Origin of the sequence: Nocardia sp. NPDC059177 (genome assembly GCF_042755165.1) — a bacterium.
Classification (GTDB): domain Bacteria; phylum Actinomycetota; class Actinomycetes; order Mycobacteriales; family Mycobacteriaceae; genus Nocardia.
This window is the reverse complement of the sequence record NZ_JBHZBX010000006.1, coordinates 263,398-288,501: the sequence shown is the minus strand read 5'-3', so window position 1 is coordinate 288,501 and position 25,104 is coordinate 263,398. Positions and strand designations below refer to the sequence as shown.

The 25,104-nt window shown below is 64.9% G+C and carries 21 protein-coding genes; 7 read left to right on the top strand and 14 right to left on the bottom strand.

What is annotated here, in order from left to right; genetic code table 11:
* Positions 1 to 68: 68 nt before the first annotated feature.
* From ACFXK0_RS10690 to ACFXK0_RS10670, 5 genes are all read right to left on the bottom strand, one after another.
* The gene (locus tag ACFXK0_RS10690; RefSeq protein WP_379409816.1) at positions 69 to 368 is read right to left on the bottom strand and encodes a hypothetical protein; all 300 of its coding nucleotides are present in this window, start codon (positions 366 to 368) and stop codon (positions 69 to 71) included.
* Positions 369 to 715: 347 nt separating this feature from the next.
* Positions 716 to 1,207, bottom strand: a complete 492-nt coding sequence (locus ACFXK0_RS10685) for a hypothetical protein (RefSeq protein ID WP_379409815.1) — start codon at positions 1,205 to 1,207, stop codon at positions 716 to 718.
* 20 nt (positions 1,208 to 1,227) lie between these two features.
* Entirely contained in the window at positions 1,228 to 1,806 is a 579-nt protein-coding gene (locus tag ACFXK0_RS10680; protein ID WP_379409814.1) for a hypothetical protein, read from the bottom strand.
* Between the two features lie 11 nt (positions 1,807 to 1,817).
* On the bottom strand, positions 1,818 to 6,230 hold the full coding sequence (locus tag ACFXK0_RS10675) for a DUF6531 domain-containing protein (RefSeq protein WP_379409813.1): 4,413 nt from the start codon (positions 6,228 to 6,230) through the stop codon (positions 1,818 to 1,820).
* 131 nt (positions 6,231 to 6,361) lie between these two features.
* Positions 6,362 to 6,694 (bottom strand): type VII secretion target, encoded by a 333-nt coding sequence (locus ACFXK0_RS10670; RefSeq protein ID WP_379409812.1) that lies wholly within the window; start codon positions 6,692 to 6,694, stop codon positions 6,362 to 6,364.
* A gap of 596 nt (positions 6,695 to 7,290) precedes the next feature.
* Here ACFXK0_RS10670 and ACFXK0_RS10665 point away from each other — a divergent pair.
* From ACFXK0_RS10665 to ACFXK0_RS10650, 4 genes are read left to right on the top strand one after another with little or no spacing between them, the layout of a single operon-like run.
* Positions 7,291 to 7,836, top strand: a complete 546-nt coding sequence (locus tag ACFXK0_RS10665; RefSeq protein ID WP_379409811.1) for a DUF3558 domain-containing protein — start codon at positions 7,291 to 7,293, stop codon at positions 7,834 to 7,836.
* A gap of 41 nt (positions 7,837 to 7,877) precedes the next feature.
* A complete protein-coding gene (locus ACFXK0_RS10660; RefSeq protein ID WP_379409810.1) occupies positions 7,878 to 8,279 on the top strand; it encodes a hypothetical protein in 402 nt (133 codons plus the stop codon).
* The gene (locus ACFXK0_RS10655; RefSeq protein ID WP_379409809.1) at positions 8,279 to 9,646 is read left to right on the top strand and encodes a hypothetical protein; all 1,368 of its coding nucleotides are present in this window, start codon (positions 8,279 to 8,281) and stop codon (positions 9,644 to 9,646) included. The genes ACFXK0_RS10660 and ACFXK0_RS10655 overlap by 1 nt, the downstream gene beginning before the upstream one ends.
* Positions 9,643 to 10,476, top strand: coding sequence for an ESX secretion-associated protein EspG (locus ACFXK0_RS10650; RefSeq protein WP_379409808.1), 834 nt, complete (start codon positions 9,643 to 9,645; stop codon positions 10,474 to 10,476). Before ACFXK0_RS10655 ends, ACFXK0_RS10650 begins: the two co-directional genes overlap by 4 nt.
* Positions 10,477 to 10,620: 144 nt before the next feature.
* Here ACFXK0_RS10650 and ACFXK0_RS10645 read toward each other — a convergent pair whose 3' ends face one another.
* The 4 genes from ACFXK0_RS10645 to ACFXK0_RS10630 are packed head-to-tail and all read right to left on the bottom strand — an operon-like array spanning position 10,621 to position 13,534.
* Positions 10,621 to 11,550, bottom strand: a complete 930-nt coding sequence (locus tag ACFXK0_RS10645; protein WP_379409807.1) for a YbaB/EbfC family nucleoid-associated protein — start codon at positions 11,548 to 11,550, stop codon at positions 10,621 to 10,623.
* 42 nt (positions 11,551 to 11,592) lie between these two features.
* On the bottom strand, positions 11,593 to 12,120 hold the full coding sequence (locus ACFXK0_RS10640) for a hypothetical protein (protein WP_379409805.1): 528 nt from the start codon (positions 12,118 to 12,120) through the stop codon (positions 11,593 to 11,595).
* Between the two features lie 44 nt (positions 12,121 to 12,164).
* On the bottom strand, positions 12,165 to 13,346 hold the full coding sequence (locus ACFXK0_RS10635; protein WP_379409804.1) for a WXG100 family type VII secretion target: 1,182 nt from the start codon (positions 13,344 to 13,346) through the stop codon (positions 12,165 to 12,167).
* Positions 13,343 to 13,534, bottom strand: coding sequence for a hypothetical protein (locus ACFXK0_RS10630; RefSeq protein ID WP_379409803.1), 192 nt, complete (start codon positions 13,532 to 13,534; stop codon positions 13,343 to 13,345). The genes ACFXK0_RS10635 and ACFXK0_RS10630 overlap by 4 nt, the downstream gene beginning before the upstream one ends.
* A 403-nt stretch (positions 13,535 to 13,937) precedes the next feature.
* Between ACFXK0_RS10630 and ACFXK0_RS10625 the strand changes: the two genes are divergently transcribed.
* Positions 13,938 to 14,321, top strand: coding sequence for a hypothetical protein (locus ACFXK0_RS10625; RefSeq protein WP_379409802.1), 384 nt, complete (start codon positions 13,938 to 13,940; stop codon positions 14,319 to 14,321).
* Between the two features lie 145 nt (positions 14,322 to 14,466).
* Here ACFXK0_RS10625 and ACFXK0_RS10620 read toward each other — a convergent pair whose 3' ends face one another.
* The 5 genes from ACFXK0_RS10620 to ACFXK0_RS10600 all read right to left on the bottom strand — a co-directional run bounded on the left by ACFXK0_RS10620 (position 14,467) and on the right by ACFXK0_RS10600 (position 20,783).
* Complete coding sequence (locus ACFXK0_RS10620; RefSeq protein ID WP_379409801.1) at positions 14,467 to 14,700, bottom strand: hypothetical protein; 234 nt, start codon at positions 14,698 to 14,700, stop codon at positions 14,467 to 14,469.
* Positions 14,701 to 14,818: 118 nt separating this feature from the next.
* Positions 14,819 to 16,006: a cytochrome P450 gene (locus tag ACFXK0_RS10615; protein ID WP_379409799.1), complete on the bottom strand. Its 1,188-nt coding sequence runs from the start codon at positions 16,004 to 16,006 to the stop codon at positions 14,819 to 14,821.
* A gap of 38 nt (positions 16,007 to 16,044) precedes the next feature.
* Positions 16,045 to 17,232 carry a cytochrome P450 gene (locus tag ACFXK0_RS10610; protein WP_379409797.1) on the bottom strand — a complete coding sequence of 396 codons (1,188 nt, stop codon included), beginning with the start codon at positions 17,230 to 17,232 and terminating at the stop codon, positions 16,045 to 16,047.
* A complete protein-coding gene (locus ACFXK0_RS10605) occupies positions 17,229 to 20,267 on the bottom strand; it encodes an amino acid adenylation domain-containing protein (RefSeq protein WP_379409830.1) in 3,039 nt (1,012 codons plus the stop codon). The genes ACFXK0_RS10610 and ACFXK0_RS10605 overlap by 4 nt, the downstream gene beginning before the upstream one ends.
* A 54-nt stretch (positions 20,268 to 20,321) precedes the next feature.
* Positions 20,322 to 20,783: a pyridoxamine 5'-phosphate oxidase family protein gene (locus tag ACFXK0_RS10600; RefSeq protein WP_379409796.1), complete on the bottom strand. Its 462-nt coding sequence runs from the start codon at positions 20,781 to 20,783 to the stop codon at positions 20,322 to 20,324.
* 411 nt (positions 20,784 to 21,194) lie between these two features.
* On the opposite strand from ACFXK0_RS10600, the gene ACFXK0_RS10595 reads away from it, so the two are divergent.
* Together ACFXK0_RS10595 and ACFXK0_RS10590 are read left to right on the top strand one after the other, a co-directional pair.
* Positions 21,195 to 24,095: a (Fe-S)-binding protein gene (locus ACFXK0_RS10595; protein WP_379409795.1), complete on the top strand. Its 2,901-nt coding sequence runs from the start codon at positions 21,195 to 21,197 to the stop codon at positions 24,093 to 24,095.
* Between the two features lie 430 nt (positions 24,096 to 24,525).
* Positions 24,526 to 25,101, top strand: coding sequence for a dihydrofolate reductase family protein (locus tag ACFXK0_RS10590; RefSeq protein WP_379409794.1), 576 nt, complete (start codon positions 24,526 to 24,528; stop codon positions 25,099 to 25,101).
* The last annotated feature ends 3 nt before the right edge of the window (positions 25,102 to 25,104 follow it).

The following is a 25,104-nucleotide window of genomic DNA, read 5'->3' as shown; positions in this document are numbered from 1 at the left end:
ACAACTCATCATCCACGATCCACGGCGCCGCCACGGCGAAACATACTGCACGACAGTGGGTCTCATCGCTACCTGACCGAACCTGTTAGGGGCTCATAGCCGCTCAACCGTTCTACATTATCGCCCGTAAACCAGATTCCGTTGGAATGCCCTTCGCGAATCGACTGGACCGACTTGCGGAGATAACTGATATGATCAACAGTCCATGGATCCTGCAATTTCTCCAATGTGCCGTCGCTACGTGCGCCATATAAAGTGACATCGCCCAGGGAAACCGCGCCGACCATGCATTGATTCTCGCAGAGAATGGTGCCGGTAGATACCAGTTCAATGAGGTTGAATATTTTCAGTACGCCGCTACTGTCCATGTCCACTCGTTCAATTTGAATTATCCAGTTCTTGAGCGCGCTTGAAAGGCATATGCGTACTTGTCCAAATCCAGCCCAAGGAAAGTGGATCGCCCGCAGCTTCGCGAAGCAGCGATGGATCGTTCGGGCGTTGCAGGCAAGCCAATCGATACGACACAGTTCGCGCCCATGGTACAAGGTCTGATCATTCCTTCTCCATAGACTTGTGGAGCATGTCGACAATTTCCTGAGCGTCAGCAAAGGTCACTTTCTCGATAAAGTCATGCTTTGCAATATCGATTCTTTGCGGATCGCGGGAGTTCAATGCATTGGTGAGCTCGAGTTCAGCATCCTAAAGAGCTTCGATGTCATTCTCGGTCACGCTTTCCTTTTTGAGAACCTATTCTTTGACTGTTCTCGATGGATTGCTGCCATGCCTCGTAGAACTCTATCTTTCCCCTGAGGGAATCTAATACAGTTCGATTCTCTCGAACGGCGATTGCGCCGTGGTCAAGGAGATTTTTGGCGCTACCGACGGCTGCATTCAAGAATTCGGCCAGTGGTGCAGTGTCAATCTTTGTTCGCTTATACCAGGTTTCGACCATTCTCTTCTGGAGGGAAAATGTCACGGTGAACATCGAACCTATGCCTTCGAATGTCGTTTCCCCCTTTCTCCGTTCAACGAGTAGACGGATTTCCGAGAGTAGATCGGCGGCGGACGGGTAAACCATCATTCGTTGATCTGGGTACGTGGCGTCCCAGGTGTTAACGGAACCTGCATTACCGATTAGATGTAGGTCGCCGAGAGAATATCCGTCTTCTGGTGGCTCGTCTCGTACGGAGAAAATGAACTCAACCACTGTGATAGTTCTCCCGCGGTCTAAGCATTTCCGGCCAAGAAGCGTGCACGGTCGAGTAGGTCGTTGGCGATACTGTCCCAATCGGGGCCGAAGCAGAGAAGATCGGCGCCAGCCTGACGAAGGAGATCGGCATCGTTCGGCTTTTGAAGGCATGCGAGTCGAAATGACAGATTTCTCGCCCATACGGGTAAAGCCATCCAATCCTTCTCGAACTCATGGTTCAGCATTGTCACGATGACCTCGGCATCTGCGGTGGACAGAAGGTTCACGAAGCGGGCTCGCGCTCGCATGGTTTCTGATTTGGGTGCCCCGATTACCCATTGGGCAGCCGAAATGAGCTCTTCAACTCCGGTGCTCAACACTTCTTTACCGGCGGTGTCAGCCGGTGAAGAATCGATATCGCTAAGATTCGCGAGCCGCCGAGAAATGTTAATGGCCCAATCTGGCAACACGCTGGGGAGATGATCATGTAAGAGCGCGGCGATATCGCTGTGACTAGCAAATGTGACGGTCTCGAGGAATGCGCTAACGGCATTGTTCTCCTCGGCAGTGTCGACCGACGTCAAGAGATTCTGTGCGTGTCGCTGTAAGACGCTCAACCTAAATCCTTTCAATCTAGCCAGTAAGTTGCTACCCGAAATACGCTGTCGTGGGATGTTTGACTGACTCTGTATCCAACGTTGTGTCCGTCGACGCTTACGACAGCCTGAAGCGGGCCCGTGAATCCAGCGGATCCTGGGCTTGGTATCGTCGCTCCTGCGGAGATTCTATTGTATACGTCGTTGACGATGGCGGATTCGATTTGGTCAGCTGTCAACCCAGTGGTCCGCAGGTCATTTTGCAAACCTGTTGCATTATCGGTATGGGCGCGATTGTATCCATGGCCGGTATTGAAGTTCCACTGATCGCTGCCTACTGTGGCGGTTCGTCGAAGGTTCTCGCCGGTTTCGCCATTGGTTCCCGTGTAGTTGACCTGACGGCAGTTCGACGGCGCCAGCCCGAGCGGGTCGGTCCATACGGTTGGGTTGTTAGGAAATGTGTTCGGGTTTGGAGCTGGTGCAAGTCCGAGCGGATCTTGGGTAAGGTATCTGCCAGTCTCTGGATCATAATATCGCTGATGGTTGTGGGAGAGACCGGTTTCCGAGTCGTATTGTTGGCCTTGGAACCGATGTATCGTGTCGGAACCAGTCCAGGTTACTTTCCCCCAGAGGGTGGTGGTGGTTGTTGAGGCGATTCGACCGGTAGTGGGGTCGACGAGGTGGGTTGGGGCACCCTCGAAGTTGGTGACTATTGCCCAGAATTTGTCGTCGACGGACTGGGTAAGGGGCACATGAGTATCGGGGTGATTCGTCCAGGTATCGATTCGGATGGATGATTCGGTGATGGTGCATTGTTCGGTGAGATGGACCCCGTTCCAGGCGAACTCAGTTCTGGTCTGAGCAGCGTGGTTATGTTTTGTGATCCGGCGACCGAAAGGGTCGTAAGTGTAGTTCCAGGTGGCGTTGTCGGGGGTGGTGACCTCGATTAGTTGGTCGAAGGCGTTGTAGCGGTAGTGCCAGGTGGCGGGTTTGCGGGAGAGCCGGGTCTTTTCCTTGCGGACCAGGCGTCCTGCGGTGTCGTAGTGGTAGCGGGTGCGGCCGGCTCGGATCAGTAGGTTGTTGCGGTACTCGAAGCGGGGGTCGTCGGACGACTCAGGGGTGTTGTGTGCTGGTGCCGGTGGGGTGGGAAATTCGGTGGTGGTGAGGTTTGACAGGGCGTCATAGGTGTAGTGCTCGGCGACGCCAGCGCCGGGGGTGGTGATGTGGGTGATGCGGCCGATCACGTCCAGGGTGTAGTCGCGGCGGTGGTTGGAGGTCGGGGTTGTCGTTGTGTGGCTGGTGATGTAGCCGTCGGGGCGCCAGGAGTATTCGTCGCGTTCGAGAAGTTGGGTCGGGGTGCTGGTGTGTGGATCGAGTTGGACGAGTTCGCGGCTGAGGGTATTCCCGGCGGAGCTGTAGGTGTTGTGCTGGCCGATTCCGGTTGTGTGCCAGCTGTTCTGGCGGCCTAGCAGATCGTGGGTGAAGTCGAAACGGTGTCCGTGGGTGGTCAGCGCGGCGACTTGGCCGGTCAGCGTGCGTTCGTAGGTGGTCGTGGAGCCGCTGGGGGTCGTGTAGCCGGTTCGGTGACCGTGGTCGTCATGGGTGTAAGTGGTGGTGTGTCCGTCGACATGCTGGGCCTGGATCCGACCTGCGGGCGTGTGGTCGAAGGTTACAGAGTGGATTGTGGTGTCGCCTGACCCGTTTCGAGCGTTTGCGAGGTGTCCGGTCGGGGTGTAGGTGTTGGTGATCCATTCACCGGTGTCGGTACTGACTCCGGTGAAGCGGCCGAGGATGTCGTAGGAATGGCGGCGTTGGACACCGGTCGCGGTGGTGACGACGGCCGGTCGGCCCAGCAGGTCGTGGTCGGTGTGGGTGACTGAGCCGTTGTAGTCGGTTTCGGTGCAGACGTTTCCGGCGACGTCGTATTCGTAGGTCCACGTATCGCCGAGCGGGTTGGTGACCGAGGTGAGACGGCGTTCGGTGTCGTGGGTGTAGGTGGTGACGGTGCCGTCAGGGGCTTCTTTAGTGGCGACGAGGTCGAAGGTGCCGTAGGTATAGCGGGTGACGGCGCCGATCTGGTTGGTGTGGGTGAGCAGGTTGGCTTCACCGTCGTAGGTCCACGACTGGGTCGCGCCCTCGGGGTCGGTGTGGGAGAGAAGTTTTCCCTCGGTCGAGTAGTGGTGGGTGCTGACGTTGCCGAGTGGGTCGGTGATGATGCTGGGTCGACCGAAAGTGTTGCGGCCGATCAATGTAACCGCGTTGTTGGGTTCGGTGATCCGGATCGGTAGTCCGGCGCTGTCGACCTCGATGAGAGTCGCGGCTCCGGTGGATGCGGTGATCGATGCCGGTGCCCCGCATCGGTGGTGGGTGTAGGTGGTGGTGATGCCGTCGGCGTCGGTGACGCTGGTCAGGTTGCCGTGTTCGTCGTAGGTGCGGGTGATGGTCGAACCATCGACGTCGGTGACTGTGGCCGGGCGTCGGGGTGCGGCGTAGTCGATGGTGATCGATTTCTGGTCCGGACGACGCAGCAGCACCAGGTCACCGTCATTGTTGTAGAGGTAGACCGTGGTATTGGTGTAGGCGTCGACGTGACGGACAGGTTGACGGTATTCGTTGTAATCGGTGATCGACGTCGCGCCGCGGGGGTCGATCACGTTGCGTAAGCAGAGTTGTTCGTCGAATTCGAAGATCGTGGTGGCGCCGAGGGAATTCGTGTGGTGGGTGCGGGTCCGCCCGAACTCGGGAAGGGTTTCGTAAGTCAGGGTGGCCGACAGGATCCCGTCGGTGCCGACTTGTTTGACGACGCGGCCGGCCGGGTCGTAGGTGTTGACCATTTCGGTGCCGCGGGAATCACGCCATGCCAGCATGCGGGCGTCGCTGTCGTAGCGGTATCGGGTCATCGCCCCGACACCGTTGATCACAGAGGTGAGATTGCCTGCGGTATACCCGAATTCACGAACCCGTGTCGAGACGGGGGTGCTGTCGGGATCGGTGCCGGTGACCGTCAGGGCGGTGACACGGCCCTCGCTGGTGGCGATCTCGACGTGGTAGCCGCCGGAGTGGGTGACGTGGGTGGGGGTGCCGTCATCGCTGTAGTGGAAGCGGATGTGGTTGTGGTGGCGGTCGGTGATCTCGGTGATGGCGTAGTTGCCGAGTTGGGTGTCCAGGCCGGCCAGGACGGGGTCGGGGTGGAAGACCCAGGTGATGTCGCGTTCGGGGTCGTGGACGTGGTAGCCGCCGGTGTCGGTGCGGGTCAGGGTGGCCCGGATGCCTGTGTGGACGGGGCGGACGGGGGTGTCGGGGGCGGTGTGGGGGAATTGCCAGAGTTCGCCGTCGGGGCCGACGAATTTCACGCCGACCTGGTCGACGATGACGCGCATGTCGAGGGTGGCTGCCCAGGAGGGGCCGAACCAGCGACCGAAGCGGTAGGAAGACCTGTGTCGGCGGGTCAGGACCAGGGCGAGGACGCCGGGTAGGTCGATGTCGGTTTCGGGGAGGAGGAACTCGCCGGTGGCGGCGTCGACGGGGTCACCGCAGTCGGTGGTTTGGGTTTTGGTTTTGTTGAGGTCGGGTTTGTCGGTTTTTGTTTGGTCGGGCAGTTTCGAGTCTTTGTCGGCGGTGATCTTCGGGTTGTTCGTCGACGGGGTACTCGCCGGAGTCTTTGCGGGGGTGGTGTCGGGGGTCGACGGGGTGCTGGGGTCTTTCGTCGTCGACGGGGTGGTCGGGGTGTCCGGGGTTTTGGTGGTCGACGGGGTCGTCGGGGTGTCGGTTTTCTTCACTCCGGCGGGGGTGGTGGAGGGGCTGTCGACCTTGCCACCCTTGGACGGGGTTTTCTTGAAGGCTTTGGCGATGTCGCCGAAGGCGTTCTTCAACTGTTTGAGCAGTGGTTTCAATTTGGCCATGGTTTTGGCCAGGCGGGAGAACAGTTTCGAGATCATCGCGACGGTTTTGGCGATGTAGGCGGTGGCTTGGACAGCGACGACGGGGGTGGCCAGCCCGCAGGTGAACAGGGCTTCGGCGGCCCAGACGGCGAGGCGGCCCACGGTTTGGGCGACCAGATCGCGGACGGTTTCGCGGACCGCGGCCACGACTCCACCGGCGAGCCGGATGGCGGAGGCGGCGGTGGTGGCGGCGGTGTTGGCGGCGGTGAGCAGGTTGGTGGTGTTGGCGGCGGCGTTTTTGTAGGCGGTGGCGGTTTGGCCGGTCCAGTCCGCGACGTCGGTGGTGACCGCTTGGTTTTGGGCGGTGGCGACTTCGTTGATGCGGGCGGCGACGTTGTCCCAGGTGGTGGCGTAGGCCTCGATCTGGGCGGGGTCACCGGCGATCCAGTCCAGCGCGTCTTGGAGGGGTTGGCAGTGTTCGATCAGCCAGCCGACACCGTAGGAGGCGAGGGTGCCCAAGGGGTCGACGACCAGGGAAACGGCTTCGGCGGCCAGGCCGACCACGCCGAGGCCGACGTCGATCCAGGAACCGCTGGAGATGGCGTCGGACAGGTCGGTGACCGAGGAGACCAGGCTGATCCCGGTGGACCAGTCGGTGGTGTCTTGTTTCTGGGCGATGAGGGGGTTGGCGGCCATCAGAGCCCGGATTCCTGGGACTTCAGGGCGGCGGCGTTGGTGGTGTCACGGGTGGTGAAGGCGTCGGCGACCGCGGTCAGGTTCGCACTGGTGTCGCCGAAGGCAGTGATCGCGGACTGGATTGCGTCGATACCGTCGGTTTCGACCGAGTCGACGAAGAGGGGACCGAGAAAAGCACACAGCTTCCCGAACGCGTCCGAGGGCGCGGAGACGGCCTGGGCGGCTTCCATCGCTTCGGTCAGGCCTGAGCCGGCAGAGGTGATGTTGGTGGCGTGGGACTTGATCTGATCCGCGGAGACGTTGATCTCCCCGGCACCGCCTGTATTCGTCATCGTGTTCCCCACCCCTGGTCAATCTGTGCCGCCGGGTCGGAGATGCTCACGACCTGCGATGGCGTAGCTGTCTCGTACGACCTGTGGCACTTGGTGCCAGTCGCTCAGAGTAGCGGAATCCGTCGGGGCGGCTGGTGTGGTGAATTCGACGGAACCATCGGGTGGATCGGTGCGTCCAAGAAGGCGACAGCGGTGGAGTCGATGTCGTTGGCGGTGCTGCTGACGCCCAGCGAGTTCCACGGGGATGACGAGTTCGTCCAAGCGTGCACAGAGATACCGTCCAAGCGTGCACACGGATACCGGCCAAGCGTGCATCCAGGGCTGTGAACTGGCATGATGCCACACTGGCTTCTGGTTCGATCGGCGCACGAAAAGCGCGCGCACTCGTCAGCGAATGGGCCTGCTGCACGATGAGGTGACACCCGGTCGTGCGGGCAGGGGGCCGTGGTGTGTCGGTGGGTGGTTCGGGAGGTTCTGTGGGTGGGGGTGCGGGTGTATTCTTGGCGCCGAACATCGGCGCGCGTGGGCGCGACGGCGGGGGACAGGCGGTGTGGTGGTGCCGCCGCGCTCGCTCGGATGGGGAACTGAGGAGATTCGTGCGGAACAGTCGGGTACTGGGTGCGGCGATGGTCGGGGCCTGTCTGCTGGGCGTCGTGGGGTGTGGGTCGTCTGTCGACGGGAACCCCACCGCGCCGGTGACGACTACGCGGGATATCGATTCGATCGTGGTCTACAACCCGTGCACGGAGCTCGGTGCGGATGTGCTGCGGGCGACCGGGGTGGATCCGGCGTCGAAGCGGACTGTCACGGATCCGCCGTCCGGGCCGGCTAGTTGGCGGGTGTGTTCGTGGTATCCGGAGGGGGATCCGTACGTGCTGACGGTTGCGTCATCGAGTCACACGATCGACGAAACGCGTGCCAAGGAGTCGGTGACTGATCTTCGGGACACCACGGTCGGCGGGCGGTCGGGCATTACCTTCCGCGAGAAGTCGAACCCTGATGGGTGCTTCGTCGCGTTCCCTGCCGACCAGGGCATGTTCGAGATCTACTCGTCGTGGCTGTCGAATGGGGCGAAAGACGTCGACTCCTGCACGATCGCAGCTAAGCACGCAGCAGATCTCGAGCCACATCTTCCTAAGTAGTTGGTGCGGAATGACTGACAGTAATTGGGGGCCGTGGGCTAATGGCTGATGGTATTGACAAAGACATCACACAGTGGAAGGCGCTGAAGCAGCAGGCCATCGCTGGTGAATTCAGTATGGAAGATGGCGTCGGTGAGGCGCTTCGTGCGGCATGCGCTACGTACGCTGGAAAGCTCGAGAAATTGAAGGAAGATGCTCGATTTCTTGAACACCTCACTGGCTATGGAGGGATTCCATCCGCCGATCTGCTGAAGCAGAAGTTTCAGAACAAGGCCGTAAACGGCGAGGCTGACAATACTGGGGACTCTGCGTCCAAGCGACTCGACCAGCACATCGAGATCGCCCAACTCATGCGTGATACCTATGCCGCCGCCATCGGCAAGCTTAAAGATTCCGACCAGCAGAGCGGAACCAATCTCGGCCAGAAGGAAGGGGAGATCTGATGGTATTCCCGTTCACCGTAGCCCTCCCCGCCGTCATCACCATCGGTGGTCTGAAGGTCTGGGACAACTACAACCAGTCCTCGGACAACAAGGACGAGCAGAACTCGCGCAACGACGACGCGAACAACCAGTACGGTGGTGACAAGCAGGTCATCAGCACCGAGCGATCGATGCTGCAGGGTCGCTTCGACGGTGAGTGGGCCGGGACGAAGATCACCGACCACGAGGATTTCGACCTCTGGTCGCACCAGGATATCTGGGATGCGTTGCAGGGCAACAACGGTAAGCCCGCGGTGAAGGCCGCCGACATCAACTCGGGGGCCAACGGCTGGCGGCGGCTGGACGAGGGCGAGGGCGGCAACGGCGGGATGCGCGAGGCTGTCACGACCTTCCGGCAGGAGGTCGAGAAGGCCCTGGAAGAGCATTGGCAGGGCAAGTCGGCCACCGCGGCGATGGAGAGCACCCGTGCCTACGGGACCGAGGCCGAGAAGCTCGCGCTGACCTTCGAGATGGTCGCCAACAGTATTGATCTGCTCGAAACCGCACTCGGACATGCGAAGACGGCGGTCGGTGAGCCCGAAGACGTGTCGGCCTTCGACAAAGCGGTCGGGATGATTCCTGGTACGGGGCTGCTCAAGACGGCCAAGCATCGTGCCGACGAATCGTCGAAGGCGGCGCAGGAGGTCATGAAGACCGTCTATCAGCCGGTCGCCAAGGAAGTCGACGAGCACACGCCGGTGCTCGCGCCCGCGTCGAGCACCTTCAAGTCCACTACCGACGATCCAGACGACGGGAAAAATCCGGGCACCAGCAAGAAGCCGACCACCGAGACGCCGGAGACCACCACCCCGGAGACGCCGACCACGCCGTCGACCACCGATCCCGAGGACACCGAGGATCCGGACGACACCGACGACACCGACGATCCCAGCGACACCGAGACCGAGGATCCGGAGACCACGGAGCCCGACACCACCACACCCGCGGGCACGACGCCGGACGGCACCACGCCGGCGGGCACCACGCCGAGCACTCCTGGCAGCCCGAACGGCGGCAGTCCAGGGGGCAGTCCGGGCGGCGGAACTCCGGGCGGAACACCCAGTGGCACACCGGCGGGCACGCCGGTGGCCGGGGTACCGGGTCAGCCGGCGGGTACCGGCGCCACCACACGCGGCGGCACCAGCGCCGGGACGGCCGGACGCAGCGGCATGCCCGGTATGGGTGGCATGGGCGCGGGCGGCCGCGGCGGCCAGGGCGACGACGACAGCGAGCACAAGATCCCCGACTACCTCATCCAGGACCGGGAGACCGAACTGCTCGGTGTGCAACCTCGGGTGCTCCCGCCGGGCGGGGTGATCGGCGGATGACCGGATCCACCTGGCAGATGGAAGGTCTCACCTTCACCATCGCCCTCGAAGCGCTCGGTCGCGACCGGCTGCCCTATCCGCTGAGCTGGTTCCCCAACGAGCTCGAGTTCCCCGGCGACTACACGCGCAGCCGCGCCGCCGCCGCGCAACGTCTGGCGCCGCGCTTCGACGAAACCCTCTACTCCGCGCTCGCCGTGCTGCTGGAACCCGAGATGCGGATCGAGGTCTACGGGTTCTACGGGCCCGACCAGACCCAGGTGGTCCGCATCCATGCCGGAATCTCCGGCAGCACAGCAACTTTGGCGGTGCAGCGGCCGGGCCGCACACGCGAGTACGGCACCGACATCACGGTGAGCACCCACCAGTCGCATCGGATCGCCGCCGAGGTGGTCGGCCGCATCCCGCGGTTCGGGGCCGGTGCGCACCGGCCGTTCCACGGCAGGCGCAGCGATCTGGAGCAGCCCACCTACGGCCGTCATCCCACACGCTTGTCGCCCGTCGAGGAGATGCAGCGCTTCTTCCGGCGCGAACGGACCGGCATGGGCGAGATCACCGTGCTGCCCGGCTTCGCTCTCGATTCCACACCCACCGATGACGGTCGCGCCTTCATCTGGCTGGACTACCCGAACGACGGGCGCTACCTGCTACACGAACTCAGCGCCGACGACATCTCCGTCACCCCCGGCGCGCCTGATGAGCTGCTGCGTCAGCTGCAGGAGCGCATCGACGCGACCAGCAGGGCGCTGCGTCCGGTGGCGCGGGGTTACGTCTACGACGACGAGGACGATCCGGAAGCGGAGTACTTCCAGCGCAAGAGCTGGCTGGTGTGAGCGAGCGGCTAGTGGCCGCCGCTCGGATCGGTGGGCTCGCCGCGCAGTGCGTCGGCGGGTTCATGGCGGGTGGCCTGCTCGACTGGGGATTCTGCTCGTCGTGCTGAGTACCGCCGTACTGAACGGGCTTGTCGCCCTTCGTGATCAGCGGCCGTCGGTCGAAGGAAGTCCCCACCATTCACCCGACAGAGTCAGGTGGTCGTCGGGTGGCCAGTTCTCGTCGGAGGTGTTCGGGTCGTCGGCGGGATCGCCCCAGGCGGTGATGTGCTCGGTGAGGTCGGTCGCGGGTTCGGTTCGCCGTTCCGGGGGCGCCGCGGAGTGCTCGGAGGTGGGCACGGGGTCCGGTGCTGACTCGGTGGTGGTCGTGGGTTCGGCGGCGGGGGTCGGCCGATGCGGTCTGTCGGTGGGTTGACCCGGTGTCAAGGTGCGGCGGGTGCGGGTGACCGGTGCGAAGGTGACGGGGTCGAACTCGGAGAGCCGGGCCCGGGTAGCGGGGCGCTGACGCGCCGCCATCGGATGCGCGGTCGCGGGGGTCGTTCGCGCAGATGTGCCGGATGTGGGCAGGTGTGCCGTGGTGATACCGGGCTGCCGCGGTGCCGAAGCTGGGGCCGGCTCGGTCGGCGGGGCAGGCAACAATGGCGACTCGTCGCGCGGTCCATCGAGGACTGCCGACTCGGGTGGATTTGCCGCAGTGTCGACCGACCCGGTGGTCTCAGGCGGAGAAGGTGCTGTGCGACCGGATGTTTCGCCGATCGGTCGCGGTTGTGCGAGCTTGTCGACGACGTCCTGGCGATTCTCCTGCATGCGCGGGTCGCTGCCCAGCGCGGCCACCGCTTCGCGCATAACCGCGGCCGCGTCAGCCACCGCCTCGCGATGCAGGTCGACGATCATCTCAGCGAGGCGGCGTGGATCGAGATCCGCGCCGCCGTCGCCCACTGTGATCTTGTGCAATGTGCCGTTGGCGCCCACTTCCACCAGCACCGCGCCGTCGGCGCTCGTTGCCTTGCCCCTGGCATCGGTGAGTGCTCGTTGGAGCTGGGCGATGTGACCGGAAACCGGATCGATGTCTCCCATAGGCGGGCCTTCGGTGTCGGGCGCGCTGCGCGGCTGGTCGCGTCAGTTTGTCGGGATCGGAGTGTTTGTCCAATCCCCTTCGGTGTGGAGGCTGACGCCGACAAGGCAGTAGTCCCGCTCACGGAAGCCGAAATTCAGTGCGCCCCAGGGCTGCTGGGAGGTCCAGACGTACTGTTCTTCGGGGGAGTGGCCGCGCGGCACGTCGGTCAGCGCGACGTCGGAGTAGTGGCTCTTCAGCTCGTCGAGACCGATGCAGGGCGATGGCGCGATGTCGAAATACGAGAACACCCACTCACCGTCGGGACGGGTGACGGTGCCGACTTCGGCGACAGTGACCCCGTCGACGGTCGCAGGACCGGTGCTCTGCCGTCCCGTGCCGGACAGCTGGACCTGGAACAACGAGTTGATCTTGTCGGTCGACAACGGCGCCTGGGACGCGATGTCGTTGACCAGCTGCCAGATATCGGTCGATTGATCGGTCATGGTCGTCACTTCCCTGGAGACATCTGAGTTTTCGTTGTTGTCGGGTGCGCATCCGGCGGCCAAGAGTAGAGCCACCGGCACCGTCATCCACCGCATCGCGATCTGCCTCGGTCTCCGGATCCTGCGCCGCATCACTTGCACTGCGATTCGTAGTACTGGCGGTAGGTCAGGTTCGGGGCAGTGGATGGATGAAGGTTGTCGCCGTAATACTGGCCGATATCGTAGATCGCAGTTTGATATGCCTCCGGGGACGATCCGGCCGCCCGGTACTTGTCGTAGGACGCTGTCCACGCCGCAGCGACATCCGGGTTCTGTCCGGCGACGCCGATATCCGATCCGCCGTTCGCGAGGATCTCACGCTGCACGGAGATATTGTTCAGTGTCGCTGCGCCCTCGTTGGTGAGAAGAGCGTTGACGCAGTCTTGCTGGGTCGATCCGCCACTACCGCCCTTGTAGGAGGCATGCCCGGCCTCGTGAGCCAAGACCTGTGTGGTGGCCTCGGGATTATTGCGCAGACTCCCGTCGAGGACGATCTTCTTGTCGCGGCCGACGGTGTAGCTGCCTTCACCCTCTTTCCCGTATTCGATACTCCAGCCGTCACCGGTCAGCTGGGCGAGCTGGGCGGTCAATGTATTCGAGCGATTGATGAGCTGCCAGGTGGATTCTCCGAACTTCTGTGGCAGCTCAGAGAACGGACCGGCCTGGGTAATCTCCGTGGAGTCGTCTTCGGGCAGAACGGCGAAGGCATTCTCGATCGCTGTCTGCACGGAGGTGGCCGCCGTGCGGGCGTTCTCCAGGGCCTGCTTCACCGCTGTGGTCGATGCGTCCGCATCCACCTGCAACGCTCCCGCGGCCACCGTGTACGACGAGGCATCCAGCTGCGACAGCAGCGTTTGGTGGGTGCTGGTCGAGATCTTCACGGTCCCGTCGTCGCCGACCTCATAGCCGTTGGATTCCGCCGACTTCACCGCGTTCACCACGGCGGTCTTGGCGGCATCCAAGGTGCTCGCGCCAGTTTGCGCCGCTGTGGCGCCATCCTCCAGGGCCGCAATGAAACTGCCGGTGGTGGTGCGGATCTGCCCATGTTTGTCGCGCATCGCGGTGGCGGCGCTGCCGGTCCAGAAGTCGCGGCTGTCGTCCACCGCGCGGTATTCGGTGTCGTCGAAGGTCGTCAGCTGCTGCGCTTGTGTCGACCATGCCGTTCCCAGGTCGGTCAAGGTCGACGGCTGCCAGGCTGCGACCTGTGCCGGTGTGAGGGTGCCGATCTGCGACTTCGCCAGCTCTTCCTGCTCGCTGGTGCCCAGCGTGCTCATGCCAGCGCGGCCTGCGTGTCGGTGAGGTCGCCCGCGTTCTGCCGGTCCCTGTTCTGGAACTCGGTGACAGCGGTCGATGTCGCCGCCGACAGCGCACGGTAGTCGGCGACCAGCGTTTGTGCAGCCTTGGCGACCTTGGCGATCGCCGAGGTCGCCGCATCGGGAACCTTGGTGCCGTCCAGCGTCACCGTGCTCTGACCGGTCTCACCGAAATCGTGGTGACTTCGGTTTCCGCTTTGCCCAGTGTCGTAGCGAGCTCTTGTGTTCGAGTCGGATCGAGATCGAGATCCGTTGTGCCAGCCATACTTCCCCAATTCCCCGTAGCCCCTTCGAGCGCCACGCTAGCGCCAAAGGCCTGCCACCGCAATGAGAGGGCTCTCGCACTAGTGCCATGCACGCACCGCAGAGAAGCGCCGCCGCTGGTGCGGTGGCCGCTCTGTTGTCTGTCGCGTCGCGCCGGGATCGCGCGGGTGACGGCCTCGAACACCTGCTGCCAGAGGATTGCTCGCTCGACTTCCTGAATCTGTACCATGAATGGTCCGAGCTGCCGCCGAGGTAGCTGGTAGGCAATAGGGTGGGACTGGACGTTATATGGCTGTGCTGACGGCGCGGGAGCGGGAATTCGTGGATGCTTCTCTCGCGAGTTGGGTAGGAATTTCGACCAGCGCACCAGTGCCAGTGCGTGCGCTCGGATACCGAAGCCGTGTGGTGTTCAATGAGGATATGGCCAGGCTGCGCCGAGCTGTCGCTGGCGCCCGGAGTCTTTCCGAAGTGGATACGGCGCGGGTGCTGTTTCTCAGTGAGCTGGCTTTCGGTAGCGACTTGTTCGGTGCTGGTACCGAATTCAGTATGGTGAGCACTTTTACTGATGCTGAGGGGATTGTGGTGCTACGTTCCCTTCAGTGTAAATTGTTCACCCGACCCGGCGCGCTGGCCTTGTTCAATCCGGAGCTCTATGCTCCGCGTGACGAATAGCCGAGGCGGCGGGATATCGCGCGCTGGCCGGGGACGAGAAGCGGCCACCGCTGGTGCGGTGGCCGCTCTTGTTTCTCACGCCACTGGGCAGGTTGCAGATCTTCCGGTCCTTGCTCTCGGACAGTGGCGATCTACACCTCGGTGGCTAGAGGCAATTGCCTGCCGTGAGGTCGGCTTCCGCGCCGGCCGTGAGTTCGATGGTGGTGCCGAAGCCTTCGTGCAGTTCGGCGAGGGTATCGCCGCTCGCTTCGGCTTCCAGGGCGCAGCCGATGAGATCTTCTGTCACTTCGATGGAGGTGGCGGCCTGTGCCAAGCCGGCTCCGGCAAACGAGACCGCGGCAAAAGCTAGAGCAACTGCACTGGTCTTGACGAATCGCATGAATACTCCTCGAATTTCGTAGTTGTGTACGATTTTTCGGAGACCTGCGTACTTGCCGCAAATACCCTAACACGGTGTCGAATATGGTCAAATCCGGCGTGTCGTGAATTCGGTGATTTCACCAATGGACCGGAATGGCGGCGGGCATTATTGCCATTCGGTGGGGATGCCAGGGGATTTCTTCGACCGGAACCGCCAGGCGGAGGTCGGGCAGGCGGTCGAGCAGTATTCGGAACGCGGTGCCGGAGTGGTGGCGGACCAGATGCGCACCGGGACAGTGGTGGCGGCCGTAGCCGAATCGCAGATGTGGGTTGGGTGAGCGGGCCGGGTCGAAGGTGTCGGCGTCGGGGAACGCGGCCGGGTCGACATTGACAGCGTCCAGGGACAGCAGCACCAGATCGCCCTGCTCGACCGGCACCGAACCCAATGTCGTGTCCTGCGTGACGTAGCGGGGAATCGCATTGCCCAGCACGACACTGCACCGCAGCAGTTCCTCCACACAGTGCGGCATCGTCTCCGGCCGGGTTCGGACCTCGGCGATCACCTCGGGTCGCTGGAGCAGGTTGAGTGCGGCCACGCCGAGGAAACTCGCGAAATCCTCGTAACCGCTGACGAACAGGACCGCGACGATATTCGACAGCTGACGGTCGGTCAGCTCGCGCCGGTGGGCATTGCGATCGGCGAGACGGTCGGCCAGGCCACGCGGTGCGCCGGGGCGGCGGGTGGCCATGTGGTCCTGCATGTAGGCGCGGATCTCCTCCCAGTTGCGGGCGAGTTCGTCCGGGGAGTGGACGACCATCGTGAGGTCTGTATCGGCGTGCTCGGCGAGCCGCCGACGGTCGGCGAAGGGCAGGCCGAGTAGTCGGCAGAGGCATTGGGCGGCAACCCATTCCGCGAAGTGACGCTGCAGGTCACCCGGCTGTCCCTCGGCGAGCATGGCGGCCACACCCGTCGCGGTGATTTCGGCGACCCAGTCCGTGGGCAGATCGGGCTGATGCCGGCCGAGGGCCCGCAGCACCTCCTCGCGGAGTCCCGCTCGCTGGAGGTGATTCATCGCGTCGAGCAGTTCCGGTGCCAGGATCGGGGTGTCCTGGGTGGGGCTGTCGGCGTCGGCCAGGACGGCGCGGTCGAAAGCGCGGTCGCGCAGCACGTGTTTGGTGAGCTCGTAGCCGGTGACCAGCCACGCTTCGCCACCGGAGTTGGTGGCGACCCTGGCCACCGGACATCGGCCTTGCAGGTCGGTGAGTTCGGGGGCGAGCCGGACACCCTCGGTGCTGAAGGGATAGCGGAGACCGGTGTCGGTCACGGTGGGGAGACCTCTCTGCTCGGTTCGGGCGGTGCGGGTCACCAGCGCACGGGCAGCTGGGCGGGGGCGCGCAATGGAGTCGACTCGTCCCAGGTGATCGACTCGGGCGGCACCGCGAGGTCGATCCCGGGCAGTCGTTCCAGCAGCACTCCGATCACGGTGGCGAGCTGGAGCCGGGTGAGGTGCCCGCCCGTGCACTGGTGCGGGCCGTGCCCGAAGGCGAGGTGCGGGTTGGGTGAACGGGTCAGGTCGAGACGGTCGGGGTCGGCGAACGCCGAGGGATCACGGTTGGCCGAGGCCGGGACGGGCACGACCGCGTCACCGGCGCGGATGTGCTGATCGTGCAGGGTGAAATCCTGTTTCGCGACGAGGATGTTGATGGCGTTCATCAGCGGCACATACCGCAGCAACTCCTCGACCGCCGGGCCGATCCGATCCGGCTCCGCGCGGAGCCGGTCCAGTTCGCCGGGGTGGGTGAGCAGGGCCAGCAGCGCATTGCCGGTGTGCGCAACATTGGTCTGGTAGCCGGCCATGAGCATTGTGACGACGAAGCTGACGACATCATCGCGGTCCAGATCGCTGTCCGTGCAACGACTTCGGGTGAGCAGTAGCCCGATATAGTCCTCGCCCGCACCCTCGCGTTCCCGGCGGGCGATGAGCGCGGACGCGTAGTCCTGCAGCGCGTACAGGGCCGCCAGCACCTCGGTCATCGGAACACCCGACGCGCCGAGGAGAGTGAGGGTGTGCGGCAGATAGATGTCGCGATCCTCGTGCGGGATTCCGGTGATCGCGCACAGCACGCGCAGTGGGAGCGGTGCGACATAGGCGGTGACGAGGTCCGCTGCCGACCCGGTCGTCATGGCGTCGATCAGCTCGTGCGCCATGGCCCGGATCCGCGGGCGCATGAACTCGAGTCGTCGCCTGCCGAACAGGGGCAGCACGGCGCGGCGAACCCGATCATGGTGCGCCCCGGTCATTTCCAGGAAGGTCGGCAGGCACGGGGGTGGCGCGTTGTCCGTCGGCGGCCAGGCCGACAGCAGAGGCCGTGCCAGCCGGGGATCGGCGAACGCGGCCCGCGCATCGGCGTAGCGGCTGATCAGCCAGCCCGTCTCACCGTTGGGTAATAGGGCACGGACGACGGGTTGCTCGCTACGCAGCCGGGCATAGGCGCACGGTGGCCCGGCGGTGCCGGGTTCGACGGCGGGGACTTCGACGGTACCGCTCATGCGGTGGTCACCGCCGGCGCGGTGAGAAAGCCGGAGCGGAACAGGTACTCCAGATAGCAGTCCAGCAACACCGAATCGACTGGTGGACAACACAATCCGCTGCCCGACAGGGCCGCCTCGGTGTTGGTCCGCTCGAGTACCGGGAAGGTGCCCTGCAGATACATCTCCTTGACGGACATGTCGGCAGTGCGGCTGCGGTCGACACACAGCGACACGAAGGGGGCTGTCGCACTGGTCGGATGCTCGGCGACATGGCGCACCAGCTCGCCCACCCACTGGGCGTACGGCAGGACTCGCAGCGCGAAGCCGGCCGCGCGCATCCGGTCGACGACATCCGACAGCATGGCCGGGCGCGGATTGGTCAGGTGGTGGACGCGGCCCTCGGCCGGTCGGTGCGTGGCGATGTGCACGACCGACTCGGCGAGATGATCCACCGGCACCAGATCCATGGGCAGCGGGATATCGGGGGCGAGCCCGGTCTCGGCGATCATCTTGAACAGCGAGCACAGCGCGGTTTCGGTATTGCACACGCCGTGCGCCCGATCACCCATCACCTCGTAGGGCCGATACACCGCCACCGGCAGACCCTGCTCGGCCGCCCGGCGCAGGACCCGCTCGGCGACCCATTTGCTTTCCGCGTACCCGAGGGTGAGCCCGTCCGCGTGGGCCAGTGGCCGATCCTCGGCGACCGTGCGCACACCGGCCGCGCCGAACCCGGCCAGGACCGCGACGGTCGAGATGAAATGCACCGGTACGCGGCGCGGGGCCGCGATCCGGGTCACCTCCCGGGTGCCGTCCACATTCGCGGCGCGCAGCTGGGTGTACGGGTAGAGGAAATTGACGTGGGCGCCGTTGTGTACCACCAGATCCAGGGTGGCGGCGAGTTCGCCGGCGTGGGCAGGCGACAGCCCGAGACGCGGGTGGGTGAGGTCGCCCGGGAAACACACCACCCGGCGCCACGCGGCCGCATCGGGAAAGAGGCCGTAGCGGGCAAGTGCTGTGCGCACCCGCTGCTCGGCGCGCGGCCGGTCGGCTGCCCGGACCGGGCAGTGGATGTGCGCTGTCGTCGAGCGCAGCAGTCGGTCCAGCAGGAAGGCGCCGACGAAACCCGAAGCGCCGGTGAGCAATACCGACCGCGGCGCGTGTGGGCGGGGGACTGGGCCGCCGGCTGGTGGGAGATCGAAGCCGAGCTCGGCTTCCCGCTCGAAGTCGATGATCTGTTCGGTGGTGGCGGTGCTGCCGTTCCCTGCCCGATCCACCGCTGCCGCGAAGTACTCCAGCGTCGGCTCGGCCAGCAACGCCCTGATCAGGCCGGAACCCTGGGCGGCGTCGAGGTTCAGCTCGGCGATCGTTCGGGTGACGGCCTCGGCGGCCAGCAGGGAATCGCCGCCGAGCAGGAAGAAGTCGTCACGGGGGCCGGGGCGCACGCGCAGCACCTGGTGCCAGATCCGGGCGAGGACACCGAGCGGGCCGCCGTCGTCGGTCGTCGTCGCCGGCCGGGTAGCGGCAGCGGGGAGTCGGGCACGGTCCACCTTGCCGCCGCTGGTCACCGGAAGATGGTCCAGGGCAACGAGTTCGGGGACGGCCTGCGGCGGCAGCCACTGCGCGCAATAGGCGCGCAGCCGGGGCAGCGGCAGCGGTCGGCCCGCTCGCGCGGCGGTGAGGTAGGCGGTCAGTACGCCCGCCACGACCTCGACCACGGCCTCGCCGACCTCCGGATGCGCCCGTAAACGTGCCTCGACCTCGTCGAGTTCGATCCGCACGCCACGCAGCTTCACCTGCCGGTCCAGGCGGCCACGGAATTCCAGCAGGCCGTCGATCCACACCGCGCGATCGCCGGTCCGGTAGAGCACGCCGTTCGGCTCCACGGCGGGCAGTCGCACGAATCGCTCGGCGGTGAGCGTGGGGTCGCCGAGATAGCCGAGCGCGAGCCCGTCCCCGCCGACGTGGAGTTCGCCCTCCTCGCCCGGCGCCGCCGGTGTCCCGTCGGCGCGCACGACGTGACAGGTGGAGGCGCCGAAGGGCAGTCCGAGCGGGACCTGTGACGCGTCGCCGGACAGCGGGCGCAGCACATGCGCGGTGGAGACCACCGAATTCTCGGTCGGGCCGTAGAAGTTGACCACGGTGGTCGCGGGGCAGGCCGCCAGTACGGCATCGGCCAGCAGCGGGTCCATCGCCTCACCGCCCGCGGAGACGAAACGCAGCCGGGCCAGCGATTCCGGGCTGGTGCGGGCGACGAGATGGAAGATGCTCGTCGTCAGGTAGGCGAACGTGACCTCCTGCGCGCGAAGCAGTTCCGCCAGTGCGGTGGGTGCGAGCAGATCGGTCCGGTCGGCGAGGACCAGGCATGCGCCGGTGAGCAGCGCGCTCCAGATCTCGATCGTCGAGGCATCGGAGGACAGGCCGTAAGCGTGCAGGACGCGGTCGTCCGGCCCGGGCGCGGGCAGCCGGTGCTCGGACAGCACGAGCCGGACCACGCCCCGATGCGGCACGGCGACCGGTTTCGGGCGACCGGTCGTGCCGGAGGTGAACACGACGTAGGCGCAGTCGGTGGCGAGCCTGCGGGGCGGGGCGAGGGTGCTCGGCGTGTCGTCGGTGAGTGCGATGGTGTGGCGCAGGCCGCGGACCCGGCGCGTGCTGCTGGGCAGTGTGACGGCGGTGCGCAAGCCGGCGTCCTCGGCCATGGCGCGCAAGCGCGCGGGCGGCAGGTCTTCATCGAGGGGCACATAGGCGCAGCCCGCCCGCAGGATACCCACCAGGGCGACGAGGGCTTCGAGCGAACGGCTCCCACATACCCCGACAGGCTCGCCCGGCTCGGCGCCGTGGGCGAGCAATCGTGCGGCAAGCGCATCTGCCCTGGTGGCGAGCTGTCCGTAGGTGATGGCGCGGGTGCCGTGCCGTGCTGCCGGCGCATCCGGGCGGGCGGCGGCCTGCACGGCGAACAGTTCCGGGAGGGAGGCGTCGCGGGGATATCCAGGGGCCGGTGTTGCGGCCGATGCCGGGCATGGGTCGGACAAACCGGCGGGGTGAGTCACCAAGTCCTGCTCCGTTCGTACGGTTTCGGTTGCTCGGTGTGTGCTGGAGTGGTGTCAGTCGGTGGCGCCCGCCGCCGCGAATCCGGTGGCGAAGGCGGCGAAATCGGCGGTGCGCCAGCGCTGCGGGCGCATCCGGAAGGTGACATCGTGCGCGAGCTGATCGGCGGTCGCCGCCAGATAGGCGCGCGCCTCCTCTGGGTCCAGATAGCGCGCGGCCATGGCGGCGCGCACGGCCGGGTCGATCGGATCGTCCGTGCCGGTGATCGGGCCTTCGACGCTGACGTACCGATACGGCGGCCGCTCGTCCTGGACGCAGAGACTGAACCGTCCGGCGGCCCGGAGTAGCTCGGCTTTGAGCGTGTTGCGGCCGGTCTCGACCACGATCTCACCGTGGGGTTCGTAGTCGTACCAGACCGGGACGACCAGTGGTGCGCGGTCGCCGGCGCGAGGGTCGATGACACTGAGAACGCCGACGCGAGGGGCGGCGAGGAATTGTTCGCGGTCGTCGTGGGACATGGCGAGCAGCATGCGTCGGCGCTCCTGGGGTGCGGTGTTCCGGGGCAACATCTGCGGGTCGGACAGTATCAGTGGGACGGGTGTTCCAGTCGTAGGTTCACGTTCGGGGCGGTGTGTTGGTTCCGGAGGGGTGAGGCCCGCCCGCGTGTGGTTGTGGCGGTCGGCGCGGCCACTGTCCCGTGGTGTGGCCGGGGATGGCCGCGCAGTAGCTGTATGGTCGCCTGGCGTCCCATGAGGGTCGCCAACTGCTCAGTGCGACAAGGGCGCTGGTAATCCACGTCACGGAGCCGAATCCGGCAGCCGGGGTTTCGCGAGTGCTGATCCGGGTGCTACGTTGACCCCAGAGACGTAAGTTACCCGTCAGTAACATGATTCTGTTGCTGCTGGTGACTGCTGGAAGGGGGTTGCACCATGAGTGCTCCGACGATCGTTCTGGGGATCATCGGCATCATCATCACGCTGTACTGCTGGGCGACGCTGGGGATCGGCTTGACGCGGATGGTGCGCGTCTTCCGCGCCGGCCGACCGGACTCGTCCCGGCTGCGTCCGGTCCTGCCGCGGCTGCGCACCGTGGCGGTCGAGGTCGCCGCGCACACGCGGATGAACAAATTCCGCAGTGTCGGCTGGGCGCACTGGCTGGTGATGGTCGGGTTCCTGCTCGGGATGGTGTTCTATTTCGAGTCCTACGGGCAGACCTTCGATCCCACCTTCGGCTGGCCGGTCATCGGGGACACCGCCGGGTATCACCTGCTGGAGGAGGTGCTCGCGCTCGGCACGATCATCGGCATCGTGGCGCTGATCGTCATCCGGCAGCGCAATCATCCGCGCAGGCCCGAGCGGCTCGCACGCTTCAGCGGATCGAATTTCCTGGCGGCGTACCTCATCGAGTTGATCGTGCTCACCCACGGGGTCGGCGATGTGCTGGTGAAGGCCGGGCGGATCGCCACCTATGGTGGCGGGCATCTGTGGACCGATCCGGTCACGATGCAGGTCGCGCGGGTGTTGCCCGCGAGCCCGATGCTGATCTCGGTCGTCGCGTTCGTCAAAATGCTTGCGGGAGCGGCATTCCTGTATCTCATCGGGCGCAAACTGACCTGGGGTGTGGCCTGGCATCGGCTCTCGGCGTTCGTCAACATCTACTTCAAGCGGGAGGCGGACGGGAGCGTCGCGCTCGGCGCGGCCAAGCCGATGACCTCCGACGGCAAGGTCCTCGATATGGAGACCGCCGATCCCGATGTCGACACGTTCGGGGTCGGTAAGATCGAGGACTTCACCTGGAAAGGGTTGCTGGACTTCACGACCTGCACCGAATGTGGGCGTTGCCAGTCGCAGTGCCCGGCGTGGAATACCGGTAAGCCGTTGTCGCCCAAGCTGTTGATCATGTCGCTGCGCGACCATACGTATGCGAAGGCTCCCTACCTGCTCGCGGGGGAGATCTCCGAGGCTGCGCGGGCCGAGGCCGAGCGTCCGTTGATCGGTGGCGAGGACGTCAACGGTGTCATCGATCCCGAAGTCCTGTGGAGCTGCACCAGCTGTGGTGCGTGTGTCGAGCAGTGCCCGGTCGATATCGAGCATGTCGACCACATCATCGATATGCGCCGCTACCAGGTGTTGATCGAGTCGGAGTTCCCGTCGGAGCTGGCCGGGTTGTTCAAGAACCTGGAGAACAAGGGCAACCCGTGGGGTCAGAACTCCAAGGATCGGCTCAACTGGATCAAGGAAGTCGATTTCGACATCCCGGTCTTCGGGCAGGACGCGGACAGTTTCGACGGCTACGAGTACCTGTTCTGGGTCGGTTGCGCCGGCGCGTATGAGGACCGGGCGAAGAAAACCACCAAGGCTGTCGCCGAGTTGCTGGCTACCGCGGGCACCAAGTTCATGGTGTTGGGTGCGGAGGAGACCTGCACCGGTGACTCGGCGCGGCGTGCGGGTAACGAGTTCTTGTTCCAGCAGTTGGCGATGCAGAACATCGAGGTCATCAACTCGGTGTTCGAAGGTGTCGAACAGTCCCGTAAGAAGATCGTGGTCACGTGTGCGCATTGTTTCAACGCGCTCAACAACGAGTACCCGCAGGTCGGGGGTACCTACGAGGTGGTGCACCACACGCAGTTGCTGAATCGTCTGGTGCGGCAGCGCAAGCTGGTGCCGGTGGCGTCGGTGTCGCAGAACATCACCTACCACGATCCGTGTTATCTGGGTCGGCACAACAAGATCTACAACGCGCCGCGTGAGCTGATGGAGGCTTCGGGGTCGACGTTGGTGGAGATGCCGCGCCACGGTGAGCGGTCGATGTGTTGTGGTGCCGGTGGTGCCCGGATGTGGATGGAAGAACAGCTCGGTAAGCGGATCAATGTCGATCGTGTCGATGAGGCGTTGTCGACGAATCCGACGAAGATCGCGACGGGTTGCCCGTTCTGCCGGGTGATGTTGACCGATGGTGTGACCGCGCGTCAGGAGCAGGGCCTGGGCGAGGGTGTCGAGGTTGTCGATGTCGCGCAGTTGATGCTGGACTCGATCACGCGGGTGGATGCGGCGGAGTTGTCGGCGAATCTGGTTGTTGTCCAGGAGCCGAAGACCGAACCCGAACCGGAGCCGGTGGTCGAGCCGGAACCGGTCGCCGAGGCTGTCGAGTCCGCGCCGAAGGCTGCTCCTGCGGGTGGTGGTCTGGGGATGAAGGGTGCTGCGAAGGCGCCTGGTGGTGGTCTGGGTATGAAGGGTGCTGCCAAGGCGCCGGGTGCGAAGGCACCTGCTGCCGAAGCCGCGCCGGCTGCTCCGGCCAAGGGTCTGGGGATGAAGGGTGCCGCGAAGGCACCCGGTGGCGGGCTCGGTATGAAGGGCGCGGCCAAGGCGCCGGGTGCGAAGGCGCCTGCTGCGGAAGCTGCCCCGGCTGCCGAAGCCGCTCCGGCCAAGGGTCTCGGGATGAAGGGTGGCGCGAAGGCCCCCGGTGCCAAGCCCGCCGCCGCATCCGCGCCTGCCGCCGCATCCGCTGAAGCGGCCCCGGCCGCCGAAGCACCAGCGGCTGCTGCGCCGGAGGCGACCGAGACCAAGCCGACGGTCGCTGCCAAGGGTCTGGCAATGAAGTCCGGTTTCAAGCGCCCCGGCCCGAAGGCCTCCGGCGCCGCTGCCGCGACTCCGGCTGCTCCGGCTGCTCCGGAGTCTCCCACTGCGGCGGAAGCCCGGGCTGAACCGGCTGCAAAGCCCGGGCCCGCCAATGGCAATGGGAACGGCACTCCGCCGGTAGCCCCGCCGACCGCCAAGCCCGGCGGCCTCGGCTTCAAGTCCGGCGCGAGGGTGCCCGGCCGCAAGAACTGAAGACCCGAACACTGATAGCGCCCCGGACTCTCTCGCAATCCGGGGCGCTGTCGCGAGGGCGGGTCGAAGCACGTTGCCTCGAAGCTGGTGTCGGCCCGGCCTATTCGTGCAATACGTGCGAGCGCAGTCGAAATTCTGACTGGGAAGGCGTCGATTGCACGAATACGCCGGTCATCCGCCGATGCGGGCCCTTCAGCGATCGAGACGGTGGACTGTGGTTTCCGCAGCGTTGAGGCCGCGGCGGCGGGTCGGTGGACTCTCGGCGAGAAGTCCGACTGGCGTCGGGCGGTCGTGTAACCGATGTCTGACGGCGCACGGCATGGGATCCGCCGCAGGAGGCGCGGCTCGGTGCACGGCTGAGCGGGCGATGAATTTCACGGGGGCTGTCCGTCTGCACACGTAAAGGCCGGATACATCCGAGGAGGGCATCATGACGGCTACGTATACGTTCGACGTGTTTTCGAGTCTCGACGGTTTCGGCAGCGTGAGCGGCGGGGACTGGGGTGGGTACTGGGGGAAACAGGGGCCTGAGCTGCTCGGACATCGGCTCGCGCTGTATGAGGCGGAGCAGCGGATGGTTTTCGGGGCGAATACCTATCGGGCGTTCATCGAGGTCTTGGCTTCCGGGGCGGCGGAGGTGCGGGATCCGTGGGTCACCCGGATGCGGAATTTGCCCGCGACGGTGGTGTCGAGCACGTTGACCGGGCCGCTCGATTGGCCGGATGCGACCGTGGTGAGCGGTGACGCCGTGGAGGTGGTCGCGCGGCTGAAGGAGGAATCATCAGTGCCGTTGCGGTCACACGGGAGTCTGTCGATGAATCGGGCGCTGATGGCGGCGGGGCTGGTGGATCGGGTGCAGGTGACCATCTTCCCGGTGATCACCGGGAAAAACGGTGCCGAACCGATCTTCGGGGGCGCGGCCGACTTCGATCTGGAACTACTCGAGAGCCGCACGCTCGACGACGATATCCAGGAACTCGTCTACCGGCCCACACTGCACCCCTGAGTT

Bases quoted from the DNA above. Each gene is read 5' to 3' on its own strand.
- ACFXK0_RS10595 (WP_379409795.1), top strand. From the start codon at position 21,195: ATGAGTGCTCCGACGATCGTTCTGGGGATCATCGGCATCATCATCACG.
- ACFXK0_RS10670 (WP_379409812.1), bottom strand. From the start codon at position 6,694: ATGACGAATACAGGCGGTGCCGGGGAGATCAACGTCTCCGCGGATCAG.
- ACFXK0_RS10590 (WP_379409794.1), top strand. From the start codon at position 24,526: ATGACGGCTACGTATACGTTCGACGTGTTTTCGAGTCTCGACGGTTTC.
- ACFXK0_RS10600 (WP_379409796.1), bottom strand. From the start codon at position 20,783: ATGTCCCACGACGACCGCGAACAATTCCTCGCCGCCCCTCGCGTCGGC.
- ACFXK0_RS10655 (WP_379409809.1), top strand. From the start codon at position 8,279: ATGGTATTCCCGTTCACCGTAGCCCTCCCCGCCGTCATCACCATCGGT.
- ACFXK0_RS10620 (WP_379409801.1), bottom strand. From the start codon at position 14,700: ATGCGATTCGTCAAGACCAGTGCAGTTGCTCTAGCTTTTGCCGCGGTC.
- ACFXK0_RS10635 (WP_379409804.1), bottom strand. From the start codon at position 13,346: ATGAGCACGCTGGGCACCAGCGAGCAGGAAGAGCTGGCGAAGTCGCAG.
- ACFXK0_RS10650 (WP_379409808.1), top strand. From the start codon at position 9,643: ATGACCGGATCCACCTGGCAGATGGAAGGTCTCACCTTCACCATCGCC.
- ACFXK0_RS10640 (WP_379409805.1), bottom strand. From the start codon at position 12,120: ATGACGGTGCCGGTGGCTCTACTCTTGGCCGCCGGATGCGCACCCGAC.
- ACFXK0_RS10690 (WP_379409816.1), bottom strand. From the start codon at position 368: ATGGACAGTAGCGGCGTACTGAAAATATTCAACCTCATTGAACTGGTA.
- ACFXK0_RS10645 (WP_379409807.1), bottom strand. From the start codon at position 11,550: ATGGGAGACATCGATCCGGTTTCCGGTCACATCGCCCAGCTCCAACGA.
- ACFXK0_RS10660 (WP_379409810.1), top strand. From the start codon at position 7,878: ATGGCTGATGGTATTGACAAAGACATCACACAGTGGAAGGCGCTGAAG.
- ACFXK0_RS10625 (WP_379409802.1), top strand. From the start codon at position 13,938: ATGGCTGTGCTGACGGCGCGGGAGCGGGAATTCGTGGATGCTTCTCTC.
- ACFXK0_RS10610 (WP_379409797.1), bottom strand. From the start codon at position 17,232: ATGAGCGGTACCGTCGAAGTCCCCGCCGTCGAACCCGGCACCGCCGGG.